Raw genomic sequence first — 22,736 nt, forward strand, 5'->3', positions numbered from 1 at the left:
CGTATCCGTGAGCCGCGTTCCGGTTTCAGACGGCGTACGCGCGGGCGGCCGCGACGAGCGCCTTCCGGTAGTCGCTCTCGGAGGGGTCGTGGCCGAGGTCGAGGAATCGCCCTTTGAACGCGTCGACGTCGACGGCGTCGGTGTCGCTGCCGGCGGCGCGCGCGAGGTCGTAGATGCGGTGGTCAGGGCCGGCGATGTCGTGTCGCTCGATCAGCGCGAGCGCGAACGCGGCGTTGACGGCCGTGATCTCGGGGTCGGCGCCGGCCGTCACCGGCGGCGATCCGGTGCGCGACACGTCGGGCCGGTCCGCGACCGCGGCCGCCAGCGTCGACTCGAGGAACCCGAGGAGCTTGTCCGCGGGCGCCACCGAGAGCGTGATGTCGTCGGCGTAGATGTCCTTCATGTGGTTCGCGATCTGGTAGCAGTGCGCGAGCTTCCGGCGCTCGACCTCCTCGCCGGAGAGGCCCAGGTACAGCGCCTCCTCCGTCGACTGGAGGTGTGAGGGGTGGCCCTCCTCGTAGCGCGCCATGTGCGCGAACTCGTGGATCGCCAGCTCGCGCGCCATCGCGCTGGTGGCGGCCCGTCGGGAGACGTTCAGGACGTGGTGGTCGTCGTAGTGGCCGGCCCAGGTCCGCTCGTCGGGGTCCTCGCGGACCACCACGCGGACCGGCGCCTCCACGGAGTGTTCGGTCTCGAAGAGGTCCGCGGCGCCGAGGAACGGATCGGGGGGAACGTCTCCCTGGACGCGAAGATCCATGCGTACAGTTCGCACGGGGGGAGGCGGTAAGTCTCTTGCGCTCGTGGAACCCCGTTCGCCGACGCGCCGGGGGCTCGGCGTGCCGCTGTCCCGAGACCCCCGCCGAACCGGCGTACGCTTTTGAGCCTCCTGTCCGAACTCCGACCCATGCGAATCTACGCGGCCTACGACGACGGGCTCCGGATCGTCGACCCCGAGACCGGCTCGGTCGAGACGCGCCTGTCCGGCCAGCGGGTCGAGTGCCTCTCCGTCGCGAGTCCGGGTCCCGCCGACGAGGCGGGGACGCTCGGGGACTCGGCCCCGCGCGTCCTCGCGGGGACGTTCGACGCGGGGCTGTTCCGCTCCGTCGACGGCGGGAACCGGTTCGCCCGCACCGCCGACTCGATGCTGGGACCCGAGGGCTCCGGACCGGACGCGGTGACCGCGGTCGCGACGAGCCCGCACGACTCCGGGATCGTCTGGATCGGCACGGAGCCCTCGCGAGCGTACCGCTCCGCGGACGGCGGGGAGACGGCGGAGCGGGTCGGCGGGCTGCCCGACCTCCCGTCGGCGCGCGAGTGGTCGTTCCCGCCGCGGCCCGACACGCATCACGTACGGTGGATCGAGCCCTCTCCGGCCGACCCGGAGCGGTGGCTCTTCGGCATCGAGGCGGGCGCGCTCGCCGTGACGCCCGACGGCGGCGAGACGTGGACCGACCGCCCGCCGGGGTCGCGCCGCGACACTCACGCGATGGCGACGCACCCGGACGCGCCCGACCGCGTCTACGCCGCCGCCGGCGACGGCTTCGCGGAGAGCGGCGACCGCGGCGACTCGTGGCGCGTCCGCGACGCCGGCCTCGATCACGGCTACGTCTGGGGGCTCGCGGTCGACCCCGGCGACCCGAACACCGCCCTTGTCAGCGCGGCCGCGAGCGCGACCGCCGCCCACCGCCGCGGCGAGGCGTACCTGTACCGCTATCGTCGCGATGCGGAGGGTGAGGTTGCGACGACGGGGCCGGGAGGCGACGCGGGCGCGTTCGAGCGCCTCGACGACCGCGGGGTCCCGACGGGCGAGGGGACGTACCGGGCGGTGTTGGCGGCCGGGCGATCACCCGGGGAGGTCTGGGCGCTCTCGAACCGGGGGCTCTTCGTCACCCGCGACGCGGGCGACTCCTTCGAACGGGTTCCGGTCGACCTCCCCGACAGCCCGGGACGAGCGCTGGCGGTCGCCTGAGCGCTGTGAGAGCGGGACGGACGAACCTGAACGCGGTCGGCCCGGTCAGTCCCGGACCGCGCCGACGACGAGGTAGACGACCGGCGTGTCGAGGACGGCGATCGAGAGCTTCAGCAGGTACTGGCCCACTCCGAGCGCGAGCAGCACGCTTCCCGGGAGCGGGTTCCCGACGCCGAGCAGGAGCGGCGCGGCGTAGAAGGCGACGCCGACGAAGATGGCGGTGTCTATCGCCTGACTCGTGGCGGTCGAGCCGATGTTGCGGAGCCACAGCATCCCCTCGCCCGTGCGGTCCCGGATCGCGTGGAAGACGAACACGTCCCAGTTCTGGCTGACGACGTACGCCAGCAGGCTGCCGGCGACGATGTTCGCCGCCGGCCCGAGCGCGGTCTGGAAGGCGCTCGACACCTCGGGGTCGACGCCGGGCGCCGCGAGCGTCGACCACACCAACGCTAACACGAGGAAGTTCGCGAGGAACGCGACGTTGACGACGACCTGCGTCGCTCGCCGCCCGTACAGCTCGGCGTAGCAGTCCGACGCGAGGAACGTGAGCGCGTACGCGAGCGCGGCGCCCGGCAGCAGGATCTCCGTCCCGACGATCGGGAGCGCGAACGGCAGCGGCAGCGCGAGCACCTTCGCGGCGGTGACCTGTGCGGTCGCGAGCGCGACCGTGAACAAGGTGATCAGCGCCACCGCCGCGACCGCCGACCGGTCAAGCGGGTCGGCCCGGAAGGGACTGTTCTCGCTGCCCGCGGTCCGGCTACTCATCGGTCTCCTCCGCCGCCCCGGCCGGGGTCGACGAGGAACCGCCGTCGAGGCGGTCGTGGCGGGCGTCGATCTCGTCGAGGAGGTCGAGGTTCTTGCGGATCGACGCGCGCACCGCGTCGCTGCGGTTCACGAACTTCCCGTCGTCGCCGACGTGTTCGTCGAGGTCGGCGAGCAGTTCCGCCGGGATCTCGACGCTTATCTTGGGCATACTCGCGTCGTGGACGCCGGGTAGGCATGAACGTTATTATCCGGGGATTATCGAGGGGCACTCCTGATGCTCGGATCGGTGGTCCGTCGCGCCTCGGGGCGGGTCTCCCGGAGCCGCCGCTCGCCCGCGCCGCACTCGTAAACCGCTACGTTCAAGTGAGTTTACGAGTCCGTTCAGGCATGGCAACGAACACGGAGTCCGTCGACCTCGTCGGCGACGAGGCGGCGACGAACCTCGCGCGCGCCGCGCTGTTCGCGGCGCTCGTCGGCGCGTTCGCGTACGTCACGTTCCCGAACCCGGTCTCGCCGGTGGACGTGACCCTTCAGGTGCTCGGCGTCTTCCTCGCGGGGATCTTCCTCGGTCCGGTGTGGGGCGGCGCGTCGCTCGTGCTCTACCTCGCGGCCGGGGCGCTCGGCGCGCCCGTCTTCGAGGGCGGGTCGGCCGGCGTCGGCGCGCTCGTCGGGCAGACGGCCGGCTACCTCTGGTCGTACCCGATCGCCGCGGCGGTCGTCGGCGCGGTCGTCCACCGCGGCGCGGCGCTGCGCGACCTCCGTTCCGTCGGCCTCCCGTCGCTTGTCGGCGCGATGGTCCTCGGCACCGTCGTCATCTACGGGTTCGGCGTCGCCGGCCTGGCGATCGTCCTCTCGCTCGGCCCGGTCGAGGCGATCGCCGTCGGCGCCGTCGCGTTCCTCCCGGCCGAGGCCCTGAAGATCGCCGCCGCCGTCGGCGTCGTCAGGTCCGACGCGATCGCCGCGGCGTGAGGCGACCGTGAGCGCACGCGGGGCGGGACCGTGATCGACCTCGACGGCGTCACGTGTCGGTACGGGCGGGGCGAAGACAACGCCGAGAGCGAGGGCGCAACCGCCGCGGTCGACGAGGTCTCCCTCGCCGTCCCCGACGGCGAGTTCCTCGTCGTCGCGGGCGCGAACGGCTCGGGGAAGACCACCCTGGTCCGGACGTTCAACGGGCTCGTCGAGCCGGACGCCGGGCACGTCTCGGTGAACGGGACGCCGGTCGAGGAGGACCTCGTCGCCGCGCGCTCGGCGGTCGGGATGGTGTTCCAGGACCCGCGCGACCAGCTGGTCGCCGCCACCGTCGGCGCGGACGTCGCGTTCGGGCCGGAGAACCTCGGGCTCTCGCACGACGAGATCGACCGGCGGGTCGACGAGGCGCTCGCGGCCGTGAACATGGCGGGCCGGGAGCGCGAGCGGATCGACTCGCTGTCGGGCGGCGAGCGCGAGCGCGTCGCGATAGCGGGGGCGCTCGCGATGGAGCCCGACCACCTGGTCCTCGACGAGCCGTTCACCGGCCTCGACGAGCCCGCCCGGCGGTCGGTCGTGGCGCGGCTCCGGGCGCTTCACCGCGAGGGGACGAGCGTCGTCGTCGTCACCCACGACCTCCGCGACGTGGCCGCGCTCGCAGACCGGATCGTCGGACTCGCGGACGGGCGGATCGCGGTCGACGCGCCGCCCGAGGAGGCGGTCGAGTCGCTCCCCGGGCTGGACGTGCGGGTGCCCGAGGGCGGCGGCATCGGTACCCAGACCGAATGACCCTCTCGTTCGTCCCCGGCGACTCGCTCGCCCACCGGCTCGACCCCCGGTCGAAACTCCTCGTTCAGGTCGCCTTCGCGGCCGTCGCGTACGCGTACACCACGCCGCGCGGGCTCGCCCTCCTCACGCTCGTCGCGGTCGGCTGCCTGCTCGCCGCCGACGGCGGGCCGCGGGACCTGTGGGGCTATCGGGTCGCGTTCCCGGTCCTCCTCTTCGCTCCCCTCGTCGCGGGCGCGACGCTCGGCGCGCCGTGGTTTCGGGTCGAGCGCGCCGCCGCGACGGGGCTCGCGAGCTACCGCGTCCTCCTGCTGCTCGTCGTCGCGGCCGCCTACGTGCGGTCGACCCCGGTCCGGGAGTCGCGCGCGGCGGTCCAGCGGACGGTCCCGGGTCGACCGGGCGTCTTCCTCGGCGTCGGCGTCGCGCTCGTCTTCCGATTCCTCCCACTGTTGAAACGCGACCTCGCGGCGACGCGGGCGGCGGTCCGCGCGCGGCTCGGCGCGGAGCGCCCCCGGCGCGAGCGGATGCGGCTCGTCGCGGTCGGCGGGCTCTCGCGAGCGTTCTCCCGAGCGGACGGGCTCGGCACGGCGCTCGTCGCCCGGTGTTTCGCGTGGAACCCGACGCTCCCGCGGCTGGCCTTCCGCCGCGTCGACGCCCCGGCGCTGGCGCTCGCCGCGTCGATGTTCGCGGCCGCGGTCCTGCGGCTCGCCTGACGCTCCGCGGCAGGCGCGCTTCGCGGGCGCTGCGCCGGCGTCGGGCCCGGAACCGCGTGAACGCCGAGCGACGACCGCCGCGTTGTGGCAAGTTTTAACCCGACCGTATCCCGGTGATCGATCATGATTCCCCTACAGGCGGCCACCCGCGAGACCTTCTGGACTATCGGTCCGGTGGGGAAGGCGGCGTTCTACTGGCTCGCCGCCGTCGCGGTCCTCGTCTTCCTCTACGGCGTTTACGCCCGGTTCGCGGCGTACGCGCGCGGGAGCGCTGACCCGCGGGATCGACTGTCGAACCTCCCCGGTCGGGTCGTCGCGGCGACGAAGACGGTCCTCGCGAACGAGAACCAGTTCGACGGCGACCTGTACACGGGCGTGATGCACACGTTCGTCCTGTGGGGGTTTCTCGTCTTACTCGTCGCGACGACCATCCTCGGGATCGACATCGACCTGTACCGCCCGCTGACGGGCGAGTCGTTCTGGGTCGGCGAGTTCTACCTCGCCTACCAGTTCGCCGTCGACGCGTTCGGCCTGCTGTTCGTCGTCGGCGTCGGCATGGCCGCCTACCGCCGCTACAAGACCCGCGAGGACCGACTGTGGGGAAAACACACCTCCCTCGAGGACGACGCGTTCGTCTGGACGCTGTTCCTGCTCGGCGTCGGCGGCTTCCTCGTCGAGGGCGTGAGCATGGTCGGCCAGGCGCAGCGCGCGACCGAGACCGTGAGCTTCGTCGGGATGGCGCTCGCGACCGGGCTGGAGGCGGCGGGGCTCACGGCCGCGGGCGCCGAGGCGATATACGGCGTCCTCTGGTGGAGCCACTCGCTGCTCGCGTTCGCGTTCGTCGCGTGGATCCCGTACGCGAAGCCGTTCCACATGATCTCCTCGTTCGCCAACGTCGTCGCCCGCGACGAGAAGGCGGGCGCGCGGCTCCCGAACGTCCCCGCCGACCTCGATCACACCAACGCGGAGTCGCTCGACGACTTCACGTGGAAGGAGCTGATGGACGGCGACGCCTGCACGAAGTGCGGGCGGTGTACCGACGCCTGCCCCGCCGACACGGTCGGTCGCAACCTCGACCCGCGGAACGTCATCCTCGACCTGAAGGCGTATCGCGAGTCGGTGAGCGACGATCCGGTGGCGGGGAGCGGGGGCGAAGCGATGGCGACGGACGGCGGCGTCGCGAGCGCAGATGGTGGTACAGTCCCCATCGTCGCCGACGAGGGCGGCGTGGTCGACGCCGAGTCGATGGAGTCGTGTATGTCCTGTATGGCGTGTATGGACGCCTGTCCGGTCGACATCGAACACCTCACCTCGTTCACGAAGATGAACCGCCAGCTCGTCGACGAGGGGGCGGTCGACTCGAACCTCCAGGACGTGTTTCAGGACGTGATGCAGAAGGGGAACACCTTCGGCGAGCCGCAGTCGGCGCGGGGCGACTGGACGGACGACCTCGACGACGGCGTCGAGGTCCAAGACGCCCGCGAGACCGAGGTCGAATACCTCTGGTACGTGGGCGACTACCCGAGCTTCGACGACCGGAACAAGAAGGTCGCCCGGGCGCTCGCCCGCCTGTTCGACGAGGCCGACGTGTCGTTCGGCGTCCTCTTCGACGACGAGAAGACCGACGGCAACGACATCCGCCGGATCGGCGAGGAGTTCCTCTACCTCGAACTGGCGGGCCACCACGTCGAGACGTTCGCGGACTGCGAGTTCGAGAACGTCGTCTGTACCGACCCGCACTCGTACAACACCATCAAAAACGAGTACCCCGAGGTCGACTTCGCGGAGTTCGCGGACGACCCGATGATGCCGTTCGACCGCGAGGAGCCGTGGAACCCGGCGGGAGAGATCGACGTGTTCCACTGGACGCAGGTGGTCGAGGAGCTGGTCGAGGACGGTCGGCTCGGCCTCTCCGGCGACGAGCTGGACTACACCGTCACCTACCACGACCCCTGCCATCTCGGCCGGTACAACGACGAGTACGAGGCGCCGCGAGAGCTGATCCGCGCGACCGGCGCCGACCTCCACGAGATGCCGCGCTCGCGCGAGGACTCCTTCTGCTGTGGCGGCGGGGGCGGCGGGCTCTGGACCGAACACGAGGAGGACGTCAAGCCGAGCGAGGAGCGCCTCCGCGAGGCGGTCGAGGACACCGACGCGGGCGCCGCGATCGAGAAGTTCGTCGTCGCCTGCCCGATGTGTACGACGATGTTCGAGGACGGCCGGAAGACGGGCGACTTCGAGGACGAGGTGGAGATCGTCGACGTCGCGGAACTGCTGATCGAGGCGGTGGCGGCGGGCTCGTAGCGGGCGGCGGCCGGCTTTCGCGTGGCCGTCGAGACTACGCGCGTCGCGACCGCTGGCCCGCCGCGTCGTCGGTCCGCCGCAACAGCGCCCGTCCGGGGGCGCGGTCGCGGACGGGCGCGTCGCCGAGGTAGTCGACGAGCGCGTCGCGGAGCAGGGCGACTCCCTCGTCGTCGAGCGCCGCGCCGCGCTCGATCGACTCGATCGGACGGCGGTACGAGAGGTCCTCGTCGGTCGCGCTCCGCGCGGCGTTGAGCAGCGCGGCGTGAGCCACCCACGCCTCCTCTCGGGAGGTCGTCGGCGCCGGCGGCCCGTCGGTCGTAGGAGGCGTCATTCGTCCGGCTTCTCCCGGTACGAGGACTTAAAACCACGTCTCGGTTTCCGTCTCGGTTCGGCGTCGTCGCCTCTCGACTCCGACTCCCCGGAGCCGTCTTCGATCCCAAATCGCGATTTTCCGGATCGCTATATAGAGTATATATCTTCACATAGCCGTACTGGGTCGTACGGGTCGCCCCGTACCACTCATAGCATACTACTTAATCGAACGACGACCACCGTTCGGTGATGGCTTCTAGCCACGACGCGGACACAGCGGGGATCACGCGGCGCAAATCGCTCGCGGCAATCGCCGGTGCCGGGGCGCTCGGGCTCGCGGGCTGTACCTCCGGAAGCGGCGGCTCCGGAAACGGCTCCGGCGGCGAGACCCTCTCCGGAGACATCCGGATCTCCGGGAGCAGTACCGTCTATCCGGTCGCTCAGGAGGTCACTCGCCAGTTCGCCGAACAGCACTCCGAGGTGAGCTTCAACCTCACCCGGGACGGCAGCGGGGGCGGGTTCAACAACGTGTTCATCCCCGGCGACAGCGACATGAACAACGCGAGCCGGCCGATCACCGAGAACGAGCTCCAGCGCTGTCGCGACAACGGCATCGAGCCGGTCGAGTTCTTCCTCGCGCAGGACGCGCTCACCGTCGTCGTCAACAACGAGGCCGATTGGATCGACTCGATCTCGCTGGAGGAGCTCCGGACCATCTGGTCGCCGGACACCGCGCCTGAACTGTGGTCCGACGTCAACTCGGACTGGCCGGACGAGCCGTTCGACCTCTACGGGCCGGCGAGTACGTCGGGGACGTACGACTACTTCATCGAGGCGGTCATCGGAGAGACCGAGGCGGACCAGGACATCCGCAGCGACTTCGAGGGCACCGAGGAGGACGACCTGATCGCGCAGGGCGTCTCCGGGAACCGATACGCGCTCGGCTACCTCCCCTTCGCGTACTACACGAACAACCCGGACACGGTCAAGGCGCTCAGTCTCAGCGAGGGCGGCAGCGACCCGGTCGAGCCCAGCCTCCAAGCCGCACAGAGCGGGAGTTACCCGCTCGCTCGGCCGCTGTTCAGCTACGGCCACATGGGCAAGATCCAGGAGAAGAACCACCTCCAGGCGTTCATCGAGTTCTACATCAACGAGGCCGCCAAAGACTACGTCGCCGAGGACATCGGCTACGTGCCGGCCAGCCAGGACATGGTCGACAGCAACCTCGCCAACCTCGAGGAGGCGATCGCCGGCGAGTACGAGTACAGCGCGTAACGCCCGAAGGGGAACGCTGATTACACACCTCACGTTTTACCAATCTGAATGAGCAACGAATCGGACAGCGGGGTCGGGTCGCTCCAACGGAGCGGGTTCGTCGTCCGTAAGGAACGGCTCTACGGCCGCCTGATAGCGGCGAGCGCCGGCTTGACGATACTCGTAACCGTCGGGATCATCCTCGCGCTGTCGGGACGGGCGCTCTCGTTCTGGTCGCAGATATCGCCGATCGCGTTCTTCACCGGAACGAACTGGAGCCCGGTCATCGCGAACTCGTACGGCGTGCTCCCGCTTATCAGCGGGACCCTCATCGTCACGATCTTCTCGGCGCTGATCGCCTTGCCGATCGGTCTGGCGGCGGCGATCTACCTCAGCGAGTACGCGAGCGATACGGCCCGATCGATACTGAAGCCGGCCCTGGAGATCCTCGCCGGCGTGCCGACCGTCATCTACGGCTATATGGCGCTCGTGTACGTCACGCCGCTGATCGACGGCTTCCTCCCGATCTCCGTGCAGCTCGTCCCGGCCGGCGTCCCGATCCTCCCGGAGTTCACGCTCGTCATGCCCTCGCTCGGCACGTTCAACGCGCTGTCCGCGAGCGTCGTCGTCGGGATCATGATCATCCCGATGGTCTCGTCGATCAGCGAAGACGCGCTGAGCGCGGTCCCTGACAGCCTCAGACAGGGCGGCTACGGGCTCGGGTCGACGAAGTTCGACGTCTCGACGCGGATCGTCGTCCCCTCGGCGACCTCCGGTATCGTCGCGTCGTACGTTCTCGCGATCTCGCGGGCCATCGGCGAGACGATGGCGGTCACGATGGCGATGGGAATGAGCCCGCAGATGCCGTACTTCCCGAACGTCCTCCGCAACCTCGCGGAGTCGAGTCAGACCATCACGGCGGCGATGGTCCAGATCGCCGGCGCCGACTCCTACGGGAGCGGCCCCACCTACGAGGCGATGTTCGCGCTCGGAATGACGCTGTTCGCGATCACGCTGATCATGAACGTCCTCGCCGAACTGGTCAGACGGCGCTTCCGGGAGGAGTACTGAATGGCGACCGAAGACTCCACCGGCGACCAACTCGGCCGAAGCGCGGCGCTCCGGCTCCAGCAGCTGAAGGGACAGCTCTTCGAGGTCGCGCTCGTCGCGGCGACGCTCGTCGGGATCGTCTCGCTGCTCGTGTTGTTCGCGTACATCTCGGTCGACGCGTTCCGGCCGGGGACCGCGTCGCCCGCGTGGTTCCTCGTCTACCTCGGCACCCTCGTGGCGCCGACGGCCGCGTTCACGCTGTACGCCCGTCGGAGACCGGCGGTGCGGACGGCCAACGCGGTGGCGTTCGCGGCGGTGTTCGGGGGGCTCCTCTTGAGCGCCGTCACGTACGCCGTCGTCGACGCGCTCAGCCCCTACGACGTGTTCATCTACGGCGTCTTCGCCTCGCTCCCCCCGATGCTCGTCTTGGCGTACGACCGGACGACCGAGGGTCAGGCGTACACCGGACCGCTCATCCTCGTCTCGATCCTCGTCGGCATCGGCGTCGCGGCCGTGGTGGACGGCCCGATCAGCGGGCCGCTCGGGATCGCGGCGGAGTGGATCATGTACTTCGGCCTCGTCACCGTCCCCGCGGCGCTCCTCGTCGGGACGCTGACCGCCTCGCGCCGCGGCCGTCGCACCGGTGCCGTCGCCGGGGGAGCCGTCGCCGCGGGCGGGCTCGCCGTCGCCGGGGCGTCGATCGCGACCGGGGCCAACGCGTCCCTTCTGGTCGTCCTCTTCTCGGCGTTCGTCGTCCCCACGGGCTACGTCGTCCGGCGGTCCGTCCGAACCAATCCCGCGGGACGTGTCGGCCTCGCCGGGCCGTTCGTCCTCCTCGGCGGCGCGCTGCTCGGAGCGGCGCTCGTCGAGCGGTTCGGGATCGAGACCCCGGACACGTTCCTCACGCCGACCCTTGTCCTGGAGTCGTGGGACGGGCTGACCGCGAGCAACGCCGGCGTCTATCCGCAGATCGTCGGCTCGATCATCATCGTCGGGTTCATGGCGGTCCTCGCGTTCCCGGTCGGGATCGGCGCGGCCATCTACCTCGAGGAATACGCGCCGAACTCCGGATTCCGCGGCCGGCTCGCGACGCTGTTGGAGGTGAACATCTCGAACCTCGCCGGCGTCCCCTCGGTCGTGTACGGGCTGCTGGGGCTCGCGCTGTTCCGGCGGACGCTCGGGTTCGGGACCGGCATCGTCGTCTCGGCGTCGGGGACGCTCGGACTGCTCATCCTCCCCATCGTCATCGTCTCGACGCAGGAGGCGCTGCGCTCCGTCCCCGACGACCTCCGGCAGGGCTCGTACGGCATGGGCGCGAGCCGGTGGCAGACGCTCCGCGAGGTCGTCCTGCCCGAGGCCATTCCGGGGACCCTCACCGGAACGATCCTCGCGTTGGCGCGGGCGATCGGCGAGACCGCGCCGCTCGTCATCATCGCGGTCGCCACGACGACCTACAGTCCGCCGAGCGGGCTGTTCTCCAGCGCGACGGCGCTCCCGCTACAGATCTTCGCCGCGTCGGCCAACGCGAAGCCGGAGTTCCGACACGGGGTCGTCCCGGCGGCGGCCGTCGTGTTGCTCACCCTGATGCTGCTGATGAACGCGACGGCAATCGTTATCCGAAACAAGTACGGACGTGAGACCTAACCAATGAGCGAATCAGACAGTTCCCCGAAGATCCAGACGACCATCGAGACCGGCGACGAAGCGTCGCGGGACGCCCCGCTCGACGCACGTGACACGGTCATCGAGACGCGTGACCTGAACGTCTACTACGGCGACGAACAGGCGTTAGACGGCGTCTCGATGGAGATATTTGAACACGACGTGACCGCACTGATCGGCCCCTCGGGCTGCGGGAAGTCGACGTTCCTCCGGTGTATCAACCGGATGAACGACATGATCGAGGTGTGCCGAGTCGAGGGCGACGTCGAGTTCGGCGGTAAGAACGTGTACGACGACGACGTGGACCCGGTCGCGCTCCGACGGAAGATCGGGATCGTGTTCCAGAAGCCGAACCCGTTTCCGAAGTCGATCCGCGACAACGTCGCGTACGGCCTGAAGATCCAGGGCTACGAGGGCGACGTCGACGAACGCGTCGAGGAGTCGCTGAAGGCGGCCGCCCTCTGGGACGAGGTGAAAGACCAGCTCGACTCCTCGGGACTCGACCTCTCCGGCGGGCAACAACAGCGGCTCTGTATCGCCCGCGCCATCGCGCCCGATCCGGAAGTCATCCTGATGGACGAGCCGACCTCGGCGCTCGACCCCGTCGCGGCCTCGAAGATCGAGGACCTCATTGACGACCTGGCCGAGGAGTACACCGTCATCATCGTCACGCACAACATGCAGCAGGCGGCCCGTATCTCCGACCGGACCGCGGTGTTCCTCACCGGTGGCCGGCTCGTCGAGTACGACGACACCACCAAGATATTCGAGGATCCCGAAGAGCAGCGCGTCGAGGACTACATCACGGGGAAGTTCGGGTAGATGCCCCGCGAGAACTACCAGGAGCGGCTCGACGAGCTCCGGGACGGCGTGGTCGCGATGGGCGAGACCGTCTGCGGCCGGCTCGACGACGCGGTCGAGGCGGCGGTCTCGGGCGACGACGAGCTCGCCCGCTCGGTGATCGAGAGCGACCACGAGGTCAACGAGACGTACCTCGCCCTCGAAGACGAGTGTACGGAGCTGCTCGCGCTCCAGCAGCCGGTGGCCGGCGACCTCCGGCTCGTCGCCGCCTCCTTCAAAATCATCACCGACCTCGAACGCGTCGCCGACCTCGCGACGAACCTCGCGGCGTACGGCGGCCCGGAGGGCGGCGTTCACCCCGCGGTCGACGTACGCGACCTCGGCGATGGCGCCCGGGAGATGGTTGCCGACGCGGTCGCCGCCTACGCGGCCCGCGACCCGGACGCCTGTCGCGAGATCGCGGCGAGCGACGACGCGTTCGACGAGCGCTGTCGGGAGGCGAGCGAGGCGGTCGTCCGCGAGCTGCTGGAGGCCGACCGCGCCCGCAACGCGGCCCGAGACGGCGCGGCGCCGACGGACGGCGAGGCGCTCGAAGCCTCCCTCGACGACGTGTCGCAGGCGCTGCTCGCGGTGCGCGACCTCGAACGGATCGCGGACCACGCGGTCAACGTCGCGGCGCGGACGCTGTACATGATCGAGAACGACGACGAGCTGATCTACTGAGCGCGGCTCGCGGTTCGCCCCGGCGCGGGCGGACCGGCTTTCGTCTCGACGCCTTCGGGAGCGCTAATCGACTCCGGCCCCAGTGACCGTACTGTAGGAGCTCGTCGGAGCCCAGTCGCTCGCCGTCTGGATCGCCTTGGGCGCGATTGGGTTCCTGCTGACCTGGAAGGGCGCGAACGTCATCGAGTCGACGACCTCGAAGATCAGCGACCGCTTCGGCGTCTCGCAGGCGGTTCAGGGCGGGCTCATCGTCGCGGCCGCGACGTCGTTCCCAGAGCTCGCGATCATCATTATCTCGGTGGTCGTCCTCGGCGACTTCGGCGTCGGCGCGGGAGCGCTCATCGGGACGGCGGTGTTCAACATACTCGTCATCCCGGCCGCCGTCTCCATCACCACGTTCCTGACCGAGTCGACGCTCCGAACGATCGTCGGGTAAGCGGGCGGTGAGGCGGTTCGGCCCGCGATCGCGTACGAGCCGCTCGGCTACTCCCTCCGAACGCGGACCTCGATGCCGTCGGCGTCGGTGACGGCGATCCCGCCCTCGCGCTCCTCGACGGCGAGCTCGACGCGCCCCTCCTCCGCGACCGCGTCGAGTCGGTCCCGGACCGCGTCCAGCGCGGCCGCGTCGGGCACGACCACCTCGAACCACGCGAGCCCGCGCCCGGCGGCGGGGGTCGTCCGCCCCCGCCACGTGTTCGCGCCGAGGTGGTGGTGGTAGCCGCCGGCCGCGACGAACCGCACGTCCGGGCCGCTCATCCCCACCTCGAAACCGAGGCCGTCGACGTAGACGGCCTCGAACGCCGACAGCGAGGTCACTTCCAGGTGGACGTGCCCCACGTCGGTGCCGGTCGGGGCGCGGTCGACGAGGGCGGCGGAGTCAGCGCCGTTCCCGGTCGCCGCGGCGGCGGCGACCCCCTCGACGTCGAGCGGGTCGGTCGCCATTCGTACCGTTCCGCCGTCGTCGACGGGCCACTCCTCGCGGGGCCGGTCGCGGTATATCTCCACGCCGTTCCCCTCCGGGTCGTCGAGGTACAGCGCCTCGCTGACGAGGTGGTCGGAGGCGCCGTCGAGCCGCCACCGCTCCCGCACGCGCCCCAGCGCCTCGCCGAGCGCGGCCCGCGAGGGAACCCGGAACGCGGTGTGAAAGAGCCCGGCGTCGGTCCGGCTCCGGGCGGGGCGGTCGGCGTCGCGCTCCAGGAGTAACAGCGGCGTCTCGCCCGCCCCGAGCGTCGCGCGCTCGGCGTCGCGGTCGAGGACTGCGAGGCCGACCACGTCTCGGTAGAACGCGGTCGTCTCGTCGAGGTCGGCGACCCGGAGCGCGGCGCGGCCGATCCGCGCCTCGGCCGGGAGTCGGTCGTCGCGGTCGCTCGCGGCCGTGGCGGAGTCGCCCTCGGCGTTATCGGTCATTGGGCGGGGTACGGTCGCCCGCGCGTTCAACGCGTCGGTCGCGGATCCGGCTCGGACGACTCTGCCCCCCTCGCCCGAACCTTCCCCATCGTCCGTTAGAATCAAACCCGCACGCGACCCAGCATGAGGTATGAGCGCCGAACAGCAGGAACGGGCCGTCCGGTGTCTGGTCGCGAAGGTCGGGCTCGACGGCCACGATCGGGGCGCACACGTGATCGCGCGGGCGTTCCGCGACGCCGGCTTCGAGGTCGTCTACTCCGGGCTCCACCGGGCGCCGGAGGACATCGTCCAGGCGGCGGTCCAGGAGGACGTCGACGTCCTCGGCATCTCGATCCTCTCGGGCGCGCACAACACGCTCGTCCCGAAGGTGATCGAGGGGCTCAAGGAGTACGACGCGTTCGACGACACCCTCGTCCTCGTCGGCGGGATCATCCCGGACGAGGACGAGGACGAGCTGAAGGAGCTGGGCGTCGCCGAGGTGTTCGGCCCCGGGACGCCGATGGAGGAGACGATCGAGTTCATCCGGAACAACGTCCCGGAGCGCGCGTAGATGGCCGGGCCGGACGCACCCGCGTTCGCGGACGCGCCGTCGCTCTCCGACGCGGACGCCGCGCTCGTCGAGGACCTCCTCTCGGGGAGCCACCGCGCGCTCGCCCGCGTCATCACCAAGATCGAGAACCGAACGCCGGGGTACCGCGCGGTCGTCTCCGCCCTTCACGAGCACACCGGCGGCGCGGACGTGATCGGTATCACGGGCTCGCCGGGCGCCGGGAAGTCGACGCTGGTCGACAAGCTCGCCGCCGCCTACCGCGACCGCGGCGACACGGTCGGGGTGATCGCGGTCGACCCCTCCTCGCCGTACACCGGCGGTGCGGTCCTCGGCGACCGGATCCGGATGGGGTCGAACGTCGGTGACATGGACGTGTTCTTCCGGTCGATGAGCGCGCGCGGCCAGCTCGGCGGCCTCTCGACCGCGACCGCGGACGCCGCGAAGGCGCTCGACGCCTTCGGGAAGGACGTCGTCGTCCTGGAGACCGTCGGCGCCGGACAGAACGAGGTCGACGTGGTCCGCACCGCCGACACGGTCGCGGTGCTGGTCCAGCCCGGCTCCGGCGACGACGTACAGACGCTGAAGGCCGGCATCCTGGAGATCGGCGATGTCTTCGTCGTGAACAAGGCCGACATGGACGGCGCACAGCGGACGGTCGCCGAACTGAAGGAGATGGTTCACCGGCGGGACGGCGGGACGACGGGCCGCGGGGCCGGTCACCACGGACCGACCTCGACGGCCTCGGCCGGTGCCGGCGGATCCGCGGCGGACCACCGGGACGGCGGTCGCGACGCGGATGGTTCCGCGGCCGCCGGGTCCGCCGACGACGGCTCGGACGCAGACGCGTCGTGGACGCCGGACGTGTTAGAGACCGTCGCGAACACCGGCGAGGGCGTCGAGGCACTGATCGAGGCGTTCGACGCGCACGCGACGTACCTCCGCGAGTCCGGCGAGATCGAAGCGACCCACCGCCGTCGGTACGCCGAGGAGATCCGAACGCTCGTGCGGGCCGACGTGGGCGCGCTCGCGACCGCCGAAATCGAGCGTCGCGGCGGGATCGACCGGCTCGCGGAGCGCGTCCGCGACCGCGAGACAGACCCGTACGCGGTCGCAGAGGCGATCGTGGGACCGATCGCCGACTGCGTCGACGAGGTCGCGGACGGCGAGCCCGACGACTGACGCGTCGGTCACCGCCCGGGGTCGCGGCGCCGCCGGGTTCGACCGCACCCACGGGTTCGACCGCACCCACGGGTTCGACCGCGCCGCCGGACTCGACCGCGCCGCCGCGTCCCACGAGTATAAGTCGCCAGCGAACCAACAGTTTTCCATGAAGCTCAGGAACCTCCTCGGCAGCGCCGTCCTCGGCGTCGGCGCGCTCGCGGCGCTCAACACCGGTCTCCGGTACGAGGGCGAACTGGAGCCCCCGCTCGACGGCGACGACGGCGTCTTCCGTTGGCGCGGGATGGACGTCGCGTACACCGAGGCGGGCGACCCGGACGACCCGGACCTCGTGTTGCTCCACGGGATCAACGCCGCCGCCTCCTCCGGGGAGTGGCGCGCGGTGTTCGACGACCTGGCGGCCGACTACCACGTGATCGCGCCCGACTTCCCGGGGTACGGCCGTTCGGACCGGCCGCCGCTCCGGTACTCCGCCGCCCTGTACGAGGACTTCGTCCACGACTTCCTCACCGAGTTCGACGAGCCGGCCGTCGTCGCCTCCTCGCTGTCGGCGGCGTACGCGGTCGCGGCGGTCGACGACGGCGACGCGGACGGCGGCGTCGAGCTGCGCGGGTTCGTCGCCGTCTGTCCGACCGCGACCGCGGGACCGAGCCCGGCCAAGGGATGGCTCCGCGAGCTGCTCCGCGCGCCCCTCGTCGGGCAGGCGCTGTTCAACGTCATCTCGTCGAAGCCGTCGATCCGGTACTTCAACGCCGACCACGGCTACGACGACCCCGGGAATCCGAGCGCGGAGTGGACCGACTACGAGTGGCGCACCACTCACGCCGAGAACGCGCGGTTCGCGCCCGCCTCGTTCGTCTCGGGGAGCCTCAACAGCGAGGTCGACCTGGCGACCGCGCTCGCGGACCTCGACGTCCCCCCGACAATCGTCTGGGGCCGGGAGGCGACCGTGAGCCCGCTCACCGACGGGCGCGACCTCGCCGACGCGGCCGACGCCCGCCTCGTCGTCTTCGACCGTGCGCGGCTGCTCCCGCACGTCGAACACCCCGACCGCTTCGTCGAGACGGTCGAGGAGGCGCTCGTCGCGGGCAAAGCGGCGTAGGGGCCTTCCGCTCAGCGGCCGCCCCGCTCACGCGTCGCGGCGCACGTACAGCGTCTTCTCGCAGGCCGCGTGGACCGCCCCTTCCTCGTCGACGAGCGAGACGAGGTACTCGCGGTCGGTCGACTCTCTCGGCCCGAGCGCGTCGCGGATCGCCTCCGTCTCCGCGGTCGGCAGGTCGAACTCCGCGTACAGCGCCTCGCGGCCGGGCTCGATGAACTCCAGCGCGGCCGACTTGTCCCAGACCGTGAAGCCGTCCCCGAGGATCCGGCGGAGCATCGTCATGTACACCGGGTCGATCGCGCCGTAGATGCTGCCGCCGAAGATCGTCCCGACCGCGTTTCGGGTACGCCAGTTGAACGGCACCCGGATCCTGACGTAGCGCCAGTCGGCCGCGATGTGGTCGACGCGCGCCCCGGTACCCCGGTACGCGGGCAGAAGGTTGAATCCGAGCCGCCAGAGGCGGGTCCGCCCGCTCTCCGCCGGCGGGTCCTCGCGCAGGGGTCGCGGCTCGGGGTCGCGGTCGACCCCGGTCGGGGAATCGCTCACGGCGATCCGGGACGGCCCGCCGACAAACCGGTGTCGGAACCGGCGACAACCCGCCCGGAGTTGTCGACGTCTAACGCTCGGTTACACGGACACCGTGGCGCGTGCCCGCGAGTGGTCGCCCCCGGCGACCGCGAGACGGCACGCGCGAGGGAGTTAGTCGCCCGAAGCGGAGCGAGGGCGACTAACGAGGCTGGGGAGGCGTGAGGCTGCGGTGCGGTCGCGGTCGGGCGGGACTCAAAGGGGTAGCCGTGAGGACGAAGCACGGCGCAGTAAGCACCGCAGCGAAGGAGCGAGCAACGCGAGCGACTGAGCGAGGCGCGCAACAAGCCGCGCGAGTCCTCACGGCTGGGGCTTTGGAGCTGTTCGCCGTCGATCCAAAGTTGGTCACGTATCGCCGAGCGGCTGGAGCTTTGGAGGCGTTCACAGCCGATCTGCCGGGTGATATCTATAAACGAGCGGCCGGTCTTCGACCGCGTTCGCCGTCGATCCGCCAGCAACCGTTTATTCACCGATAGCCGTCACCTCGGGAGCGTTCGAATCGAGGTCGCTCCCATCCGCCGCCGATACTCCCCTCACGTAGTCGGCCCGAAACGGGTATCCCCGCGCGACCGCAACCCGACACCGATGGAGTGCGACAAGTGCGGAGCCGACGCGATTCACCACGCCGCCTACTCCGGGGCGCACCTCTGTGGCGATCACCTCCGGAAGTCGGTCGAGAAGCGCGTGAAGCGTCGGATCCGCGAGGACGGTCTCCTCGATCCGGACGCGACCCCCGACGACCCCGACCGCTGGGTGATCGGGCTCTCCGGCGGGAAAGACAGCGTCGCCCTGACGCAGATCCTCGACGACGTGTTCGGGAAGGACCCCCGCGTCGAGATGCTCGCCCTGACGATCCACGAGGGGATCGAGGGGTACCGCGACGCGAGCGTCGACGCCACGATCGAGCTGGCCGACGACCTCTCGCTGCGTCACGAACTGGTCTCCTACGAGGAGGAGTTCGACGTGCGGATGGACGATGTCGTCGAGGACGACCCCGAGGACATGGCCGCCTGCGCGTACTGCGGTGTCTTCCGCCGCGATCTGCTCGAGAACTACGCCGCCGAGTTCGACGCCGACAAGCTGCTCACCGGCCACAACCTCGACGACGAGGCGCAGACCGCGATGATGAACTTCCTCGAGGGCGACGTCCGACAGGTGGCGAAACACTTCGACGCCTCGCTCGGTCCCCTCGACGAGCGCGAGGCCACCGACGCGTTCGTCCCGCGCGCCAAGCCGCTCCGCGACGTGCCGGAAAAGGAGATCGCGCTGTACTGTCACGTCCGCGACCTCCCCACGCACATGGCGGAGTGCCCCCACGCCGAGGAGGCGTACCGCGGCGAGATCCAGTCGACGATCCACGAGTTAGAGGAGAACCATCCGGGCGCGCGCCACTCGATCATGGCCGGCTACGAGGAGCTGTCCGCGCTCGCGGCCGACGCCTACCGCGGCGACGCCGGAGCGGGCGGCCCGGGCGACGAAACGGGCGAAAACGACGGGGGAAGCTCCGCGCTCCGCGAGTGCGAGCGCTGCGGCTCGCAGACGAGCCGAGACGTCTGTCGGAAGTGCCGCCTGCTGGAATCGATCGAAGCGGTCTGACGGGACGGCACCCTCGTTCGCAACCCGTCTCGAAAAATGGCGGTCGGCCGTTCCGGGGTTCGACTCAGCGGATGACGTCGAGCCCGTTGTTCTTCTCGATCGGGTCGCTGCCGCCGTCGGACTCCCACGCGTCGCGTTCGGTACCGCCCGAGACCGCCGGCTCGCCCCTGTTGTCCGCGGCGCCCGCGGTCCCCGAGGTCCCGTTCGTCTCGGCCGCCCGGGAGCGCGAGTCGCCGAGGTCGTCGGCGTCGACCGCGGCCCGGGACTTGTCAGCCTGCTTTTGAGTGGAGGGGCCGAGCACCTGCGCGCTCTGGACGCCCGTCATGATCGCCATGACGCGCACCTTCCCCTTGTACTCCTCCTGAATGCGGGCGCCCCAGATCACGTTGGCGCTCGCCTCCAGCCGCTCGGTGATGTTGTTCGCGATCCCCTCGGCCTCCTTCAGCGTGAGGTCTGGGCCGCCCGTGATGTGGACGAGCCCGCCCGAGGCGCCGCGGTAGTCCACGTCGAGCAGCGGGTGGTTCATCGCGTCGTTCACCACCTCTTGGGTCTTGTTCTTGTCCTGGGTCTCGCCGACGAGCATGACCGCGACGCCGCCCTGATTCATGATCGTCGACATGTCGGCGTAGTCGAGGTTGATGAGGCTCGGCTGCGTGATCGTCTCCGAGATCCCCTTCACCGTCTCCGCGATGATCTGGTCCATCACGGAGAACGCCTTCCCGATCGGCAGGTTCGGGACGTAATCGAGCAGTCGGTTGTTGTCGAGGACGATGATCGAGTCGGCCTCGTTGCGGAGCGTCTCTAGCCCCTCCTCGGCCTTCACGGTGCGAGCGCGCTCGACGTTGAACGGCGTCGACACCATCCCGACGACGATGGCGCCCTGCTCTTTGGCGATCTTCGAGATGACCGGCGCCGCGCCGGTTCCCGTGCCGCCGCCCATCCCGGCGGTGACGAAGACGAGGTCCGCGTCGCCGAGCACCTCCTTGATCGTCCCCTGGGCCATCTCGGTGGCGCGTTCGCCCATCTTGGGGTCGCCGCCGGCACCGAGCCCCTGCGTGAGCGACTTGCCCACGAGGATCTTGGTGTCGGCCTCGATCATCTTGAGGTGCTGTTTGTCCGTGTTGATGGCGACGGTGTCGGCGCCGTCGACGCCGATGTTGTACAGTCGGTTGACGGTGTTGTTCCCGGCGCCGCCGGCACCGACGATGACGATCCGGGGGTCCCCGAACTCGTCGTCTCCCATGTCGACGTCGTCCATGTCGCGCTGCTCCGCTTCCGCGTTGTCGAGTGCGTCCTGAACGAGATCTTGCATCAGTTTACACCTTCGCCCAGTTGCGGTTGCGGCCGCGCTCGTCGCGCTCGCCGTCCTGCTCGTTCAACATGTCGCGGACGGCCGACCGGATCGCCTCGCTCCGGTTCGGGAACTCGCCCGTTTCCACCATCTGTTCGACCTCGTCGATCTGCTGTTTCGGGATTCGTAGTGTCACACGCTCCATTGGTATTCCCCCGGTAAGACGGCGAACACGCGACGCGTGTGTCTTACAGCCCGGAACCGCCCGGATGCGGGGCGGCACCCCACATCGGACGCCCGCTGTAAGACGACCGTCTTACGCAACTGAACTCATCGAGCCCAATAATATAAAACTACCGCTGATTGTAAGACATACTGCTAAAAAACCCGATTTTGAGCGTATACGTGCGGTCACGGACCCTATCTGTCTTTCAAAACGTCCGCCGCCGGGGTCCGACGCCCGCAGCCGGGGCAGAACGCCCAGTCGGTTCGGAGCTCGTCACCGCACTCGCAGAACGCTCTGTGCGACTGCTTTTCTCCACAATTCGGGCAGTAAACGTGATCTCCGGGTACGATCTCTCCGCATCCGTCACAGGCGTTTTCGCGCCTTCGCGCGCCCGGATCGGTTTCGCTCGTCTGTCCGCTCCGCCCCCCCTTCGTCTTACGCCCGTCCGGTTCCGTCTCCCCGGTCGTCTCACGCGTCACACGAACGTCCTCGTCCGATTCGACGGATTCGCCCGTCGGAGCGTCGAGCGTGACGTTTACGTTGATGTCGCCGGCGTTTCCGGGCGCACGTGTCGGCGCCGTCGCACCGCCCGCCGGGCCGAGCCGCTCGTCGAGCGCGGCATCGAGCCGGTCCGCGATCAGTTCGTCGACGCGGTCCGCGAGTGCGTCGTCGACGCTCGCCGTCGACGCGTCGGACGCGTCCTCCGCCCCGTCGACCTCGTCGAGGTGCGTCCGGAGCGCCTCCCGCATCACCTCGCTCTTGGAGGCGTCACACGCTTCCAGCCGGTCGACGAGGTCGTCGTCCGCCCGGAAGGTGATCTTGCTCATACCCGAGTGATTCCTCCGGTCAGTACAAGTATCTTCCCCCGTTGTCTGACACGTTTCACGGCACCGAAACGTTCCGCCGATCGGCGCCGATCCATGCTATTTGGTCACACGTGTGTCTGACGCAGATTTATACGCGTCGCGCGAGCAGACGTGTGTATATGAGCAACCGCGTCGAGGACCTCGAACGGCAGGTCGCGGAGCTACAGGCGGCTGTCAACGGGCTCACCGAGGAGCTCGTCGAAATGAAAGAGCGCGTCCGACAGCTGGAAGACGAGCGGTCGGTCGCGGTCGAGGCGGACGCGGCCGAGCCGAACGCGGCCGAGCAGGCTGCGGGTTCCGAGGCGGGCGCAGCGGCGTCGGAGACGGAGGAGCCCGCGACCGAGGAGCCTGCGGCTGGCGACGCCGCGACGCAAGCGGTGTCCGGCGGCGAGCGGACGACCCACTCCGACGACCACGTCGACGTCTTCGAATCCGTCGAGGGATCGGCCGACGCGGCCGGCGAGGACGAGACGACCGCGGACGACGCGGGTGAGGGAGACGATGTCGTCGTGCCCGAGCAGTCCGCGACGACGCCCGACGCGGACGCGTCGACCGACGAGACCGACGACGACGACGGCGAGTCGAGCGACAGCGACATCATCGTCGCGTGAGCGGTCGTCCGACCT

24 protein-coding genes and 1 pseudogene are annotated in these 22,736 nt (G+C 70.0%); 16 read left to right on the top strand and 9 right to left on the bottom strand.

From position 1 onward, the window contains the following. Positions 1 to 25: 25 nt before the first annotated feature. Positions 26 to 757, bottom strand: coding sequence for a DUF5781 family protein (locus BM286_RS07340; RefSeq protein WP_092920915.1), 732 nt, complete (start codon positions 755 to 757; stop codon positions 26 to 28). 147 nt (positions 758 to 904) lie between these two features. On the opposite strand from BM286_RS07340, the gene BM286_RS07345 reads away from it, so the two are divergent. Beyond that, positions 905 to 1,969 (top strand): beta propeller repeat protein, encoded by a 1,065-nt coding sequence (locus tag BM286_RS07345; RefSeq protein ID WP_092920916.1) that lies wholly within the window; start codon positions 905 to 907, stop codon positions 1,967 to 1,969. A 45-nt stretch (positions 1,970 to 2,014) separates the two neighbouring features. Here the strand turns inward: BM286_RS07345 and BM286_RS07350 are convergent, their stop codons facing one another. Together BM286_RS07350 and BM286_RS07355 are read right to left on the bottom strand one after the other, a co-directional pair. Next, positions 2,015 to 2,734 (bottom strand): queuosine precursor transporter, encoded by a 720-nt coding sequence (locus BM286_RS07350; protein ID WP_092920917.1) that lies wholly within the window; start codon positions 2,732 to 2,734, stop codon positions 2,015 to 2,017. Next, the gene (locus BM286_RS07355) at positions 2,727 to 2,942 is read right to left on the bottom strand and encodes a ribbon-helix-helix domain-containing protein (protein ID WP_092920918.1); all 216 of its coding nucleotides are present in this window, start codon (positions 2,940 to 2,942) and stop codon (positions 2,727 to 2,729) included. The genes BM286_RS07350 and BM286_RS07355 overlap by 8 nt, the downstream gene beginning before the upstream one ends. 179 nt (positions 2,943 to 3,121) lie before the next feature. Here BM286_RS07355 and BM286_RS07360 point away from each other — a divergent pair, with 179 nt between their 5' ends. The 4 genes from BM286_RS07360 (at position 3,122) to BM286_RS07375 (ending at position 7,506) form a co-directional block, all read left to right on the top strand. Then, complete coding sequence (locus tag BM286_RS07360; RefSeq protein WP_092920919.1) at positions 3,122 to 3,703, top strand: biotin transporter BioY; 582 nt, start codon at positions 3,122 to 3,124, stop codon at positions 3,701 to 3,703. A 30-nt stretch (positions 3,704 to 3,733) separates the two neighbouring features. Continuing rightward, complete coding sequence (locus BM286_RS07365; RefSeq protein ID WP_092920920.1) at positions 3,734 to 4,492, top strand: energy-coupling factor ABC transporter ATP-binding protein; 759 nt, start codon at positions 3,734 to 3,736, stop codon at positions 4,490 to 4,492. Continuing rightward, the gene (locus BM286_RS07370; protein ID WP_092920921.1) at positions 4,489 to 5,202 is read left to right on the top strand and encodes an energy-coupling factor transporter transmembrane component T family protein; all 714 of its coding nucleotides are present in this window, start codon (positions 4,489 to 4,491) and stop codon (positions 5,200 to 5,202) included. The genes BM286_RS07365 and BM286_RS07370 overlap by 4 nt, the downstream gene beginning before the upstream one ends. Positions 5,203 to 5,325: 123 nt before the next feature. After that, complete coding sequence (locus tag BM286_RS07375; RefSeq protein WP_092920922.1) at positions 5,326 to 7,506, top strand: (Fe-S)-binding protein; 2,181 nt, start codon at positions 5,326 to 5,328, stop codon at positions 7,504 to 7,506. A 34-nt stretch (positions 7,507 to 7,540) separates the two neighbouring features. On the opposite strand, the gene BM286_RS07380 is transcribed toward BM286_RS07375, so the two are convergent. Then, a complete protein-coding gene (locus BM286_RS07380; protein WP_092920923.1) occupies positions 7,541 to 7,837 on the bottom strand; it encodes a DUF7853 family protein in 297 nt (98 codons plus the stop codon). Positions 7,838 to 8,067: 230 nt separating this feature from the next. On the opposite strand from BM286_RS07380, the gene BM286_RS07385 reads away from it, so the two are divergent. The 6 genes and pseudogenes from BM286_RS07385 to BM286_RS07410 form a co-directional block, all read left to right on the top strand. After that, complete coding sequence (locus BM286_RS07385; protein ID WP_092920924.1) at positions 8,068 to 9,093, top strand: PstS family phosphate ABC transporter substrate-binding protein; 1,026 nt, start codon at positions 8,068 to 8,070, stop codon at positions 9,091 to 9,093. A 48-nt stretch (positions 9,094 to 9,141) separates the two neighbouring features. Further along, entirely contained in the window at positions 9,142 to 10,143 is a 1,002-nt protein-coding gene (pstC, locus tag BM286_RS07390) for a phosphate ABC transporter permease subunit PstC (protein ID WP_092920925.1), read from the top strand. Then, positions 10,144 to 11,766, top strand: coding sequence for a phosphate ABC transporter permease PstA (pstA, locus tag BM286_RS07395; protein ID WP_092920926.1), 1,623 nt, complete (start codon positions 10,144 to 10,146; stop codon positions 11,764 to 11,766). 3 nt (positions 11,767 to 11,769) lie between these two features. Then, positions 11,770 to 12,606, top strand: coding sequence for a phosphate ABC transporter ATP-binding protein PstB (gene pstB, locus BM286_RS07400; RefSeq protein WP_092920927.1), 837 nt, complete (start codon positions 11,770 to 11,772; stop codon positions 12,604 to 12,606). After that, complete coding sequence (gene phoU, locus BM286_RS07405; protein WP_092920928.1) at positions 12,607 to 13,308, top strand: phosphate signaling complex protein PhoU; 702 nt, start codon at positions 12,607 to 12,609, stop codon at positions 13,306 to 13,308. 130 nt (positions 13,309 to 13,438) lie between these two features. Further along, a pseudogene (locus tag BM286_RS07410) lies at positions 13,439 to 13,723 on the top strand (sodium:calcium antiporter); the annotation flags it as partial. A gap of 68 nt (positions 13,724 to 13,791) precedes the next feature. Here the strand turns inward: BM286_RS07410 and BM286_RS07415 are convergent. Beyond that, entirely contained in the window at positions 13,792 to 14,715 is a 924-nt protein-coding gene (locus BM286_RS07415) for a VOC family protein (RefSeq protein ID WP_092920929.1), read from the bottom strand. A gap of 130 nt (positions 14,716 to 14,845) precedes the next feature. Between BM286_RS07415 and BM286_RS07420 the strand changes: the two genes are divergently transcribed. The 3 genes from BM286_RS07420 to BM286_RS07430 all read left to right on the top strand — a co-directional run bounded on the left by BM286_RS07420 (position 14,846) and on the right by BM286_RS07430 (position 17,546). Further along, a complete protein-coding gene (locus BM286_RS07420; RefSeq protein ID WP_004595202.1) occupies positions 14,846 to 15,265 on the top strand; it encodes a cobalamin B12-binding domain-containing protein in 420 nt (139 codons plus the stop codon). Next, a complete protein-coding gene (gene meaB / locus BM286_RS07425) occupies positions 15,266 to 16,444 on the top strand; it encodes a methylmalonyl Co-A mutase-associated GTPase MeaB (protein ID WP_092920930.1) in 1,179 nt (392 codons plus the stop codon). 148 nt (positions 16,445 to 16,592) lie between these two features. Next, the gene (locus tag BM286_RS07430; protein ID WP_092920931.1) at positions 16,593 to 17,546 is read left to right on the top strand and encodes an alpha/beta fold hydrolase; all 954 of its coding nucleotides are present in this window, start codon (positions 16,593 to 16,595) and stop codon (positions 17,544 to 17,546) included. 27 nt (positions 17,547 to 17,573) lie between these two features. Here the strand turns inward: BM286_RS07430 and BM286_RS07435 are convergent, their stop codons facing one another. Next, entirely contained in the window at positions 17,574 to 18,092 is a 519-nt protein-coding gene (locus BM286_RS07435; RefSeq protein WP_092920932.1) for a DUF4442 domain-containing protein, read from the bottom strand. 624 nt (positions 18,093 to 18,716) lie between these two features. On the opposite strand from BM286_RS07435, the gene ncsA reads away from it, so the two are divergent. Continuing rightward, positions 18,717 to 19,727, top strand: a complete 1,011-nt coding sequence (ncsA, locus tag BM286_RS07440; protein ID WP_092920933.1) for a tRNA 2-thiolation protein NcsA — start codon at positions 18,717 to 18,719, stop codon at positions 19,725 to 19,727. A gap of 64 nt (positions 19,728 to 19,791) precedes the next feature. Here ncsA and ftsZ read toward each other — a convergent pair whose 3' ends face one another. The 3 genes from ftsZ to BM286_RS07455 all read right to left on the bottom strand — a co-directional run bounded on the left by ftsZ (position 19,792) and on the right by BM286_RS07455 (position 22,071). Beyond that, positions 19,792 to 21,039, bottom strand: a complete 1,248-nt coding sequence (gene ftsZ, locus BM286_RS07445) for a cell division protein FtsZ (RefSeq protein WP_092920934.1) — start codon at positions 21,037 to 21,039, stop codon at positions 19,792 to 19,794. 4 nt (positions 21,040 to 21,043) lie between these two features. Further along, complete coding sequence (locus BM286_RS07450) at positions 21,044 to 21,223, bottom strand: ribbon-helix-helix domain-containing protein (RefSeq protein ID WP_004595187.1); 180 nt, start codon at positions 21,221 to 21,223, stop codon at positions 21,044 to 21,046. A 215-nt stretch (positions 21,224 to 21,438) separates the two neighbouring features. Beyond that, on the bottom strand, positions 21,439 to 22,071 hold the full coding sequence (locus tag BM286_RS07455; RefSeq protein ID WP_092920935.1) for a double zinc ribbon domain-containing protein: 633 nt from the start codon (positions 22,069 to 22,071) through the stop codon (positions 21,439 to 21,441). A 158-nt stretch (positions 22,072 to 22,229) separates the two neighbouring features. Here BM286_RS07455 and BM286_RS07460 point away from each other — a divergent pair, with 158 nt between their 5' ends. Continuing rightward, positions 22,230 to 22,721, top strand: coding sequence for a DUF7518 family protein (locus BM286_RS07460; RefSeq protein WP_092920936.1), 492 nt, complete (start codon positions 22,230 to 22,232; stop codon positions 22,719 to 22,721). Positions 22,722 to 22,736: the final 15 nt, after the last annotated feature.

This window comes from Halorubrum sodomense (assembly GCF_900111935.1).
In the GTDB taxonomy this organism is placed as follows: domain Archaea; phylum Halobacteriota; class Halobacteria; order Halobacteriales; family Haloferacaceae; genus Halorubrum; species Halorubrum sodomense.

What these genes read in the sequence shown, in the direction of transcription:
- BM286_RS07385 (WP_092920924.1), top strand. Translation starts at nt 8,068, where the DNA reads ATGGCTTCTAGCCACGACGCGGACACAGCGGGGATCACGCGGCGCAAA.
- phoU (WP_092920928.1), top strand. Translation starts at nt 12,607, where the DNA reads ATGCCCCGCGAGAACTACCAGGAGCGGCTCGACGAGCTCCGGGACGGC.
- BM286_RS07420 (WP_004595202.1), top strand. Translation starts at nt 14,846, where the DNA reads ATGAGCGCCGAACAGCAGGAACGGGCCGTCCGGTGTCTGGTCGCGAAG.
- BM286_RS07360 (WP_092920919.1), top strand. Translation starts at nt 3,122, where the DNA reads ATGGCAACGAACACGGAGTCCGTCGACCTCGTCGGCGACGAGGCGGCG.
- BM286_RS07375 (WP_092920922.1), top strand. Translation starts at nt 5,326, where the DNA reads ATGATTCCCCTACAGGCGGCCACCCGCGAGACCTTCTGGACTATCGGT.
- ftsZ (WP_092920934.1), bottom strand. Translation starts at nt 21,039, where the DNA reads ATGCAAGATCTCGTTCAGGACGCACTCGACAACGCGGAAGCGGAGCAG.
- BM286_RS07415 (WP_092920929.1), bottom strand. Translation starts at nt 14,715, where the DNA reads ATGACCGATAACGCCGAGGGCGACTCCGCCACGGCCGCGAGCGACCGC.
- BM286_RS07355 (WP_092920918.1), bottom strand. Translation starts at nt 2,942, where the DNA reads ATGCCCAAGATAAGCGTCGAGATCCCGGCGGAACTGCTCGCCGACCTC.
- pstB (WP_092920927.1), top strand. Translation starts at nt 11,770, where the DNA reads ATGAGCGAATCAGACAGTTCCCCGAAGATCCAGACGACCATCGAGACC.
- BM286_RS07340 (WP_092920915.1), bottom strand. Translation starts at nt 757, where the DNA reads ATGGATCTTCGCGTCCAGGGAGACGTTCCCCCCGATCCGTTCCTCGGC.
- BM286_RS07430 (WP_092920931.1), top strand. Translation starts at nt 16,593, where the DNA reads ATGAAGCTCAGGAACCTCCTCGGCAGCGCCGTCCTCGGCGTCGGCGCG.
- ncsA (WP_092920933.1), top strand. Translation starts at nt 18,717, where the DNA reads ATGGAGTGCGACAAGTGCGGAGCCGACGCGATTCACCACGCCGCCTAC.
- BM286_RS07450 (WP_004595187.1), bottom strand. Translation starts at nt 21,223, where the DNA reads ATGGAGCGTGTGACACTACGAATCCCGAAACAGCAGATCGACGAGGTC.
- pstA (WP_092920926.1), top strand. Translation starts at nt 10,144, where the DNA reads ATGGCGACCGAAGACTCCACCGGCGACCAACTCGGCCGAAGCGCGGCG.
- meaB (WP_092920930.1), top strand. Translation starts at nt 15,266, where the DNA reads ATGGCCGGGCCGGACGCACCCGCGTTCGCGGACGCGCCGTCGCTCTCC.
- BM286_RS07345 (WP_092920916.1), top strand. Translation starts at nt 905, where the DNA reads ATGCGAATCTACGCGGCCTACGACGACGGGCTCCGGATCGTCGACCCC.
- BM286_RS07380 (WP_092920923.1), bottom strand. Translation starts at nt 7,837, where the DNA reads ATGACGCCTCCTACGACCGACGGGCCGCCGGCGCCGACGACCTCCCGA.
- pstC (WP_092920925.1), top strand. Translation starts at nt 9,142, where the DNA reads ATGAGCAACGAATCGGACAGCGGGGTCGGGTCGCTCCAACGGAGCGGG.
- BM286_RS07460 (WP_092920936.1), top strand. Translation starts at nt 22,230, where the DNA reads ATGAGCAACCGCGTCGAGGACCTCGAACGGCAGGTCGCGGAGCTACAG.
- BM286_RS07455 (WP_092920935.1), bottom strand. Translation starts at nt 22,071, where the DNA reads ATGAGCAAGATCACCTTCCGGGCGGACGACGACCTCGTCGACCGGCTG.
- BM286_RS07350 (WP_092920917.1), bottom strand. Translation starts at nt 2,734, where the DNA reads ATGAGTAGCCGGACCGCGGGCAGCGAGAACAGTCCCTTCCGGGCCGAC.
- BM286_RS07370 (WP_092920921.1), top strand. Translation starts at nt 4,489, where the DNA reads ATGACCCTCTCGTTCGTCCCCGGCGACTCGCTCGCCCACCGGCTCGAC.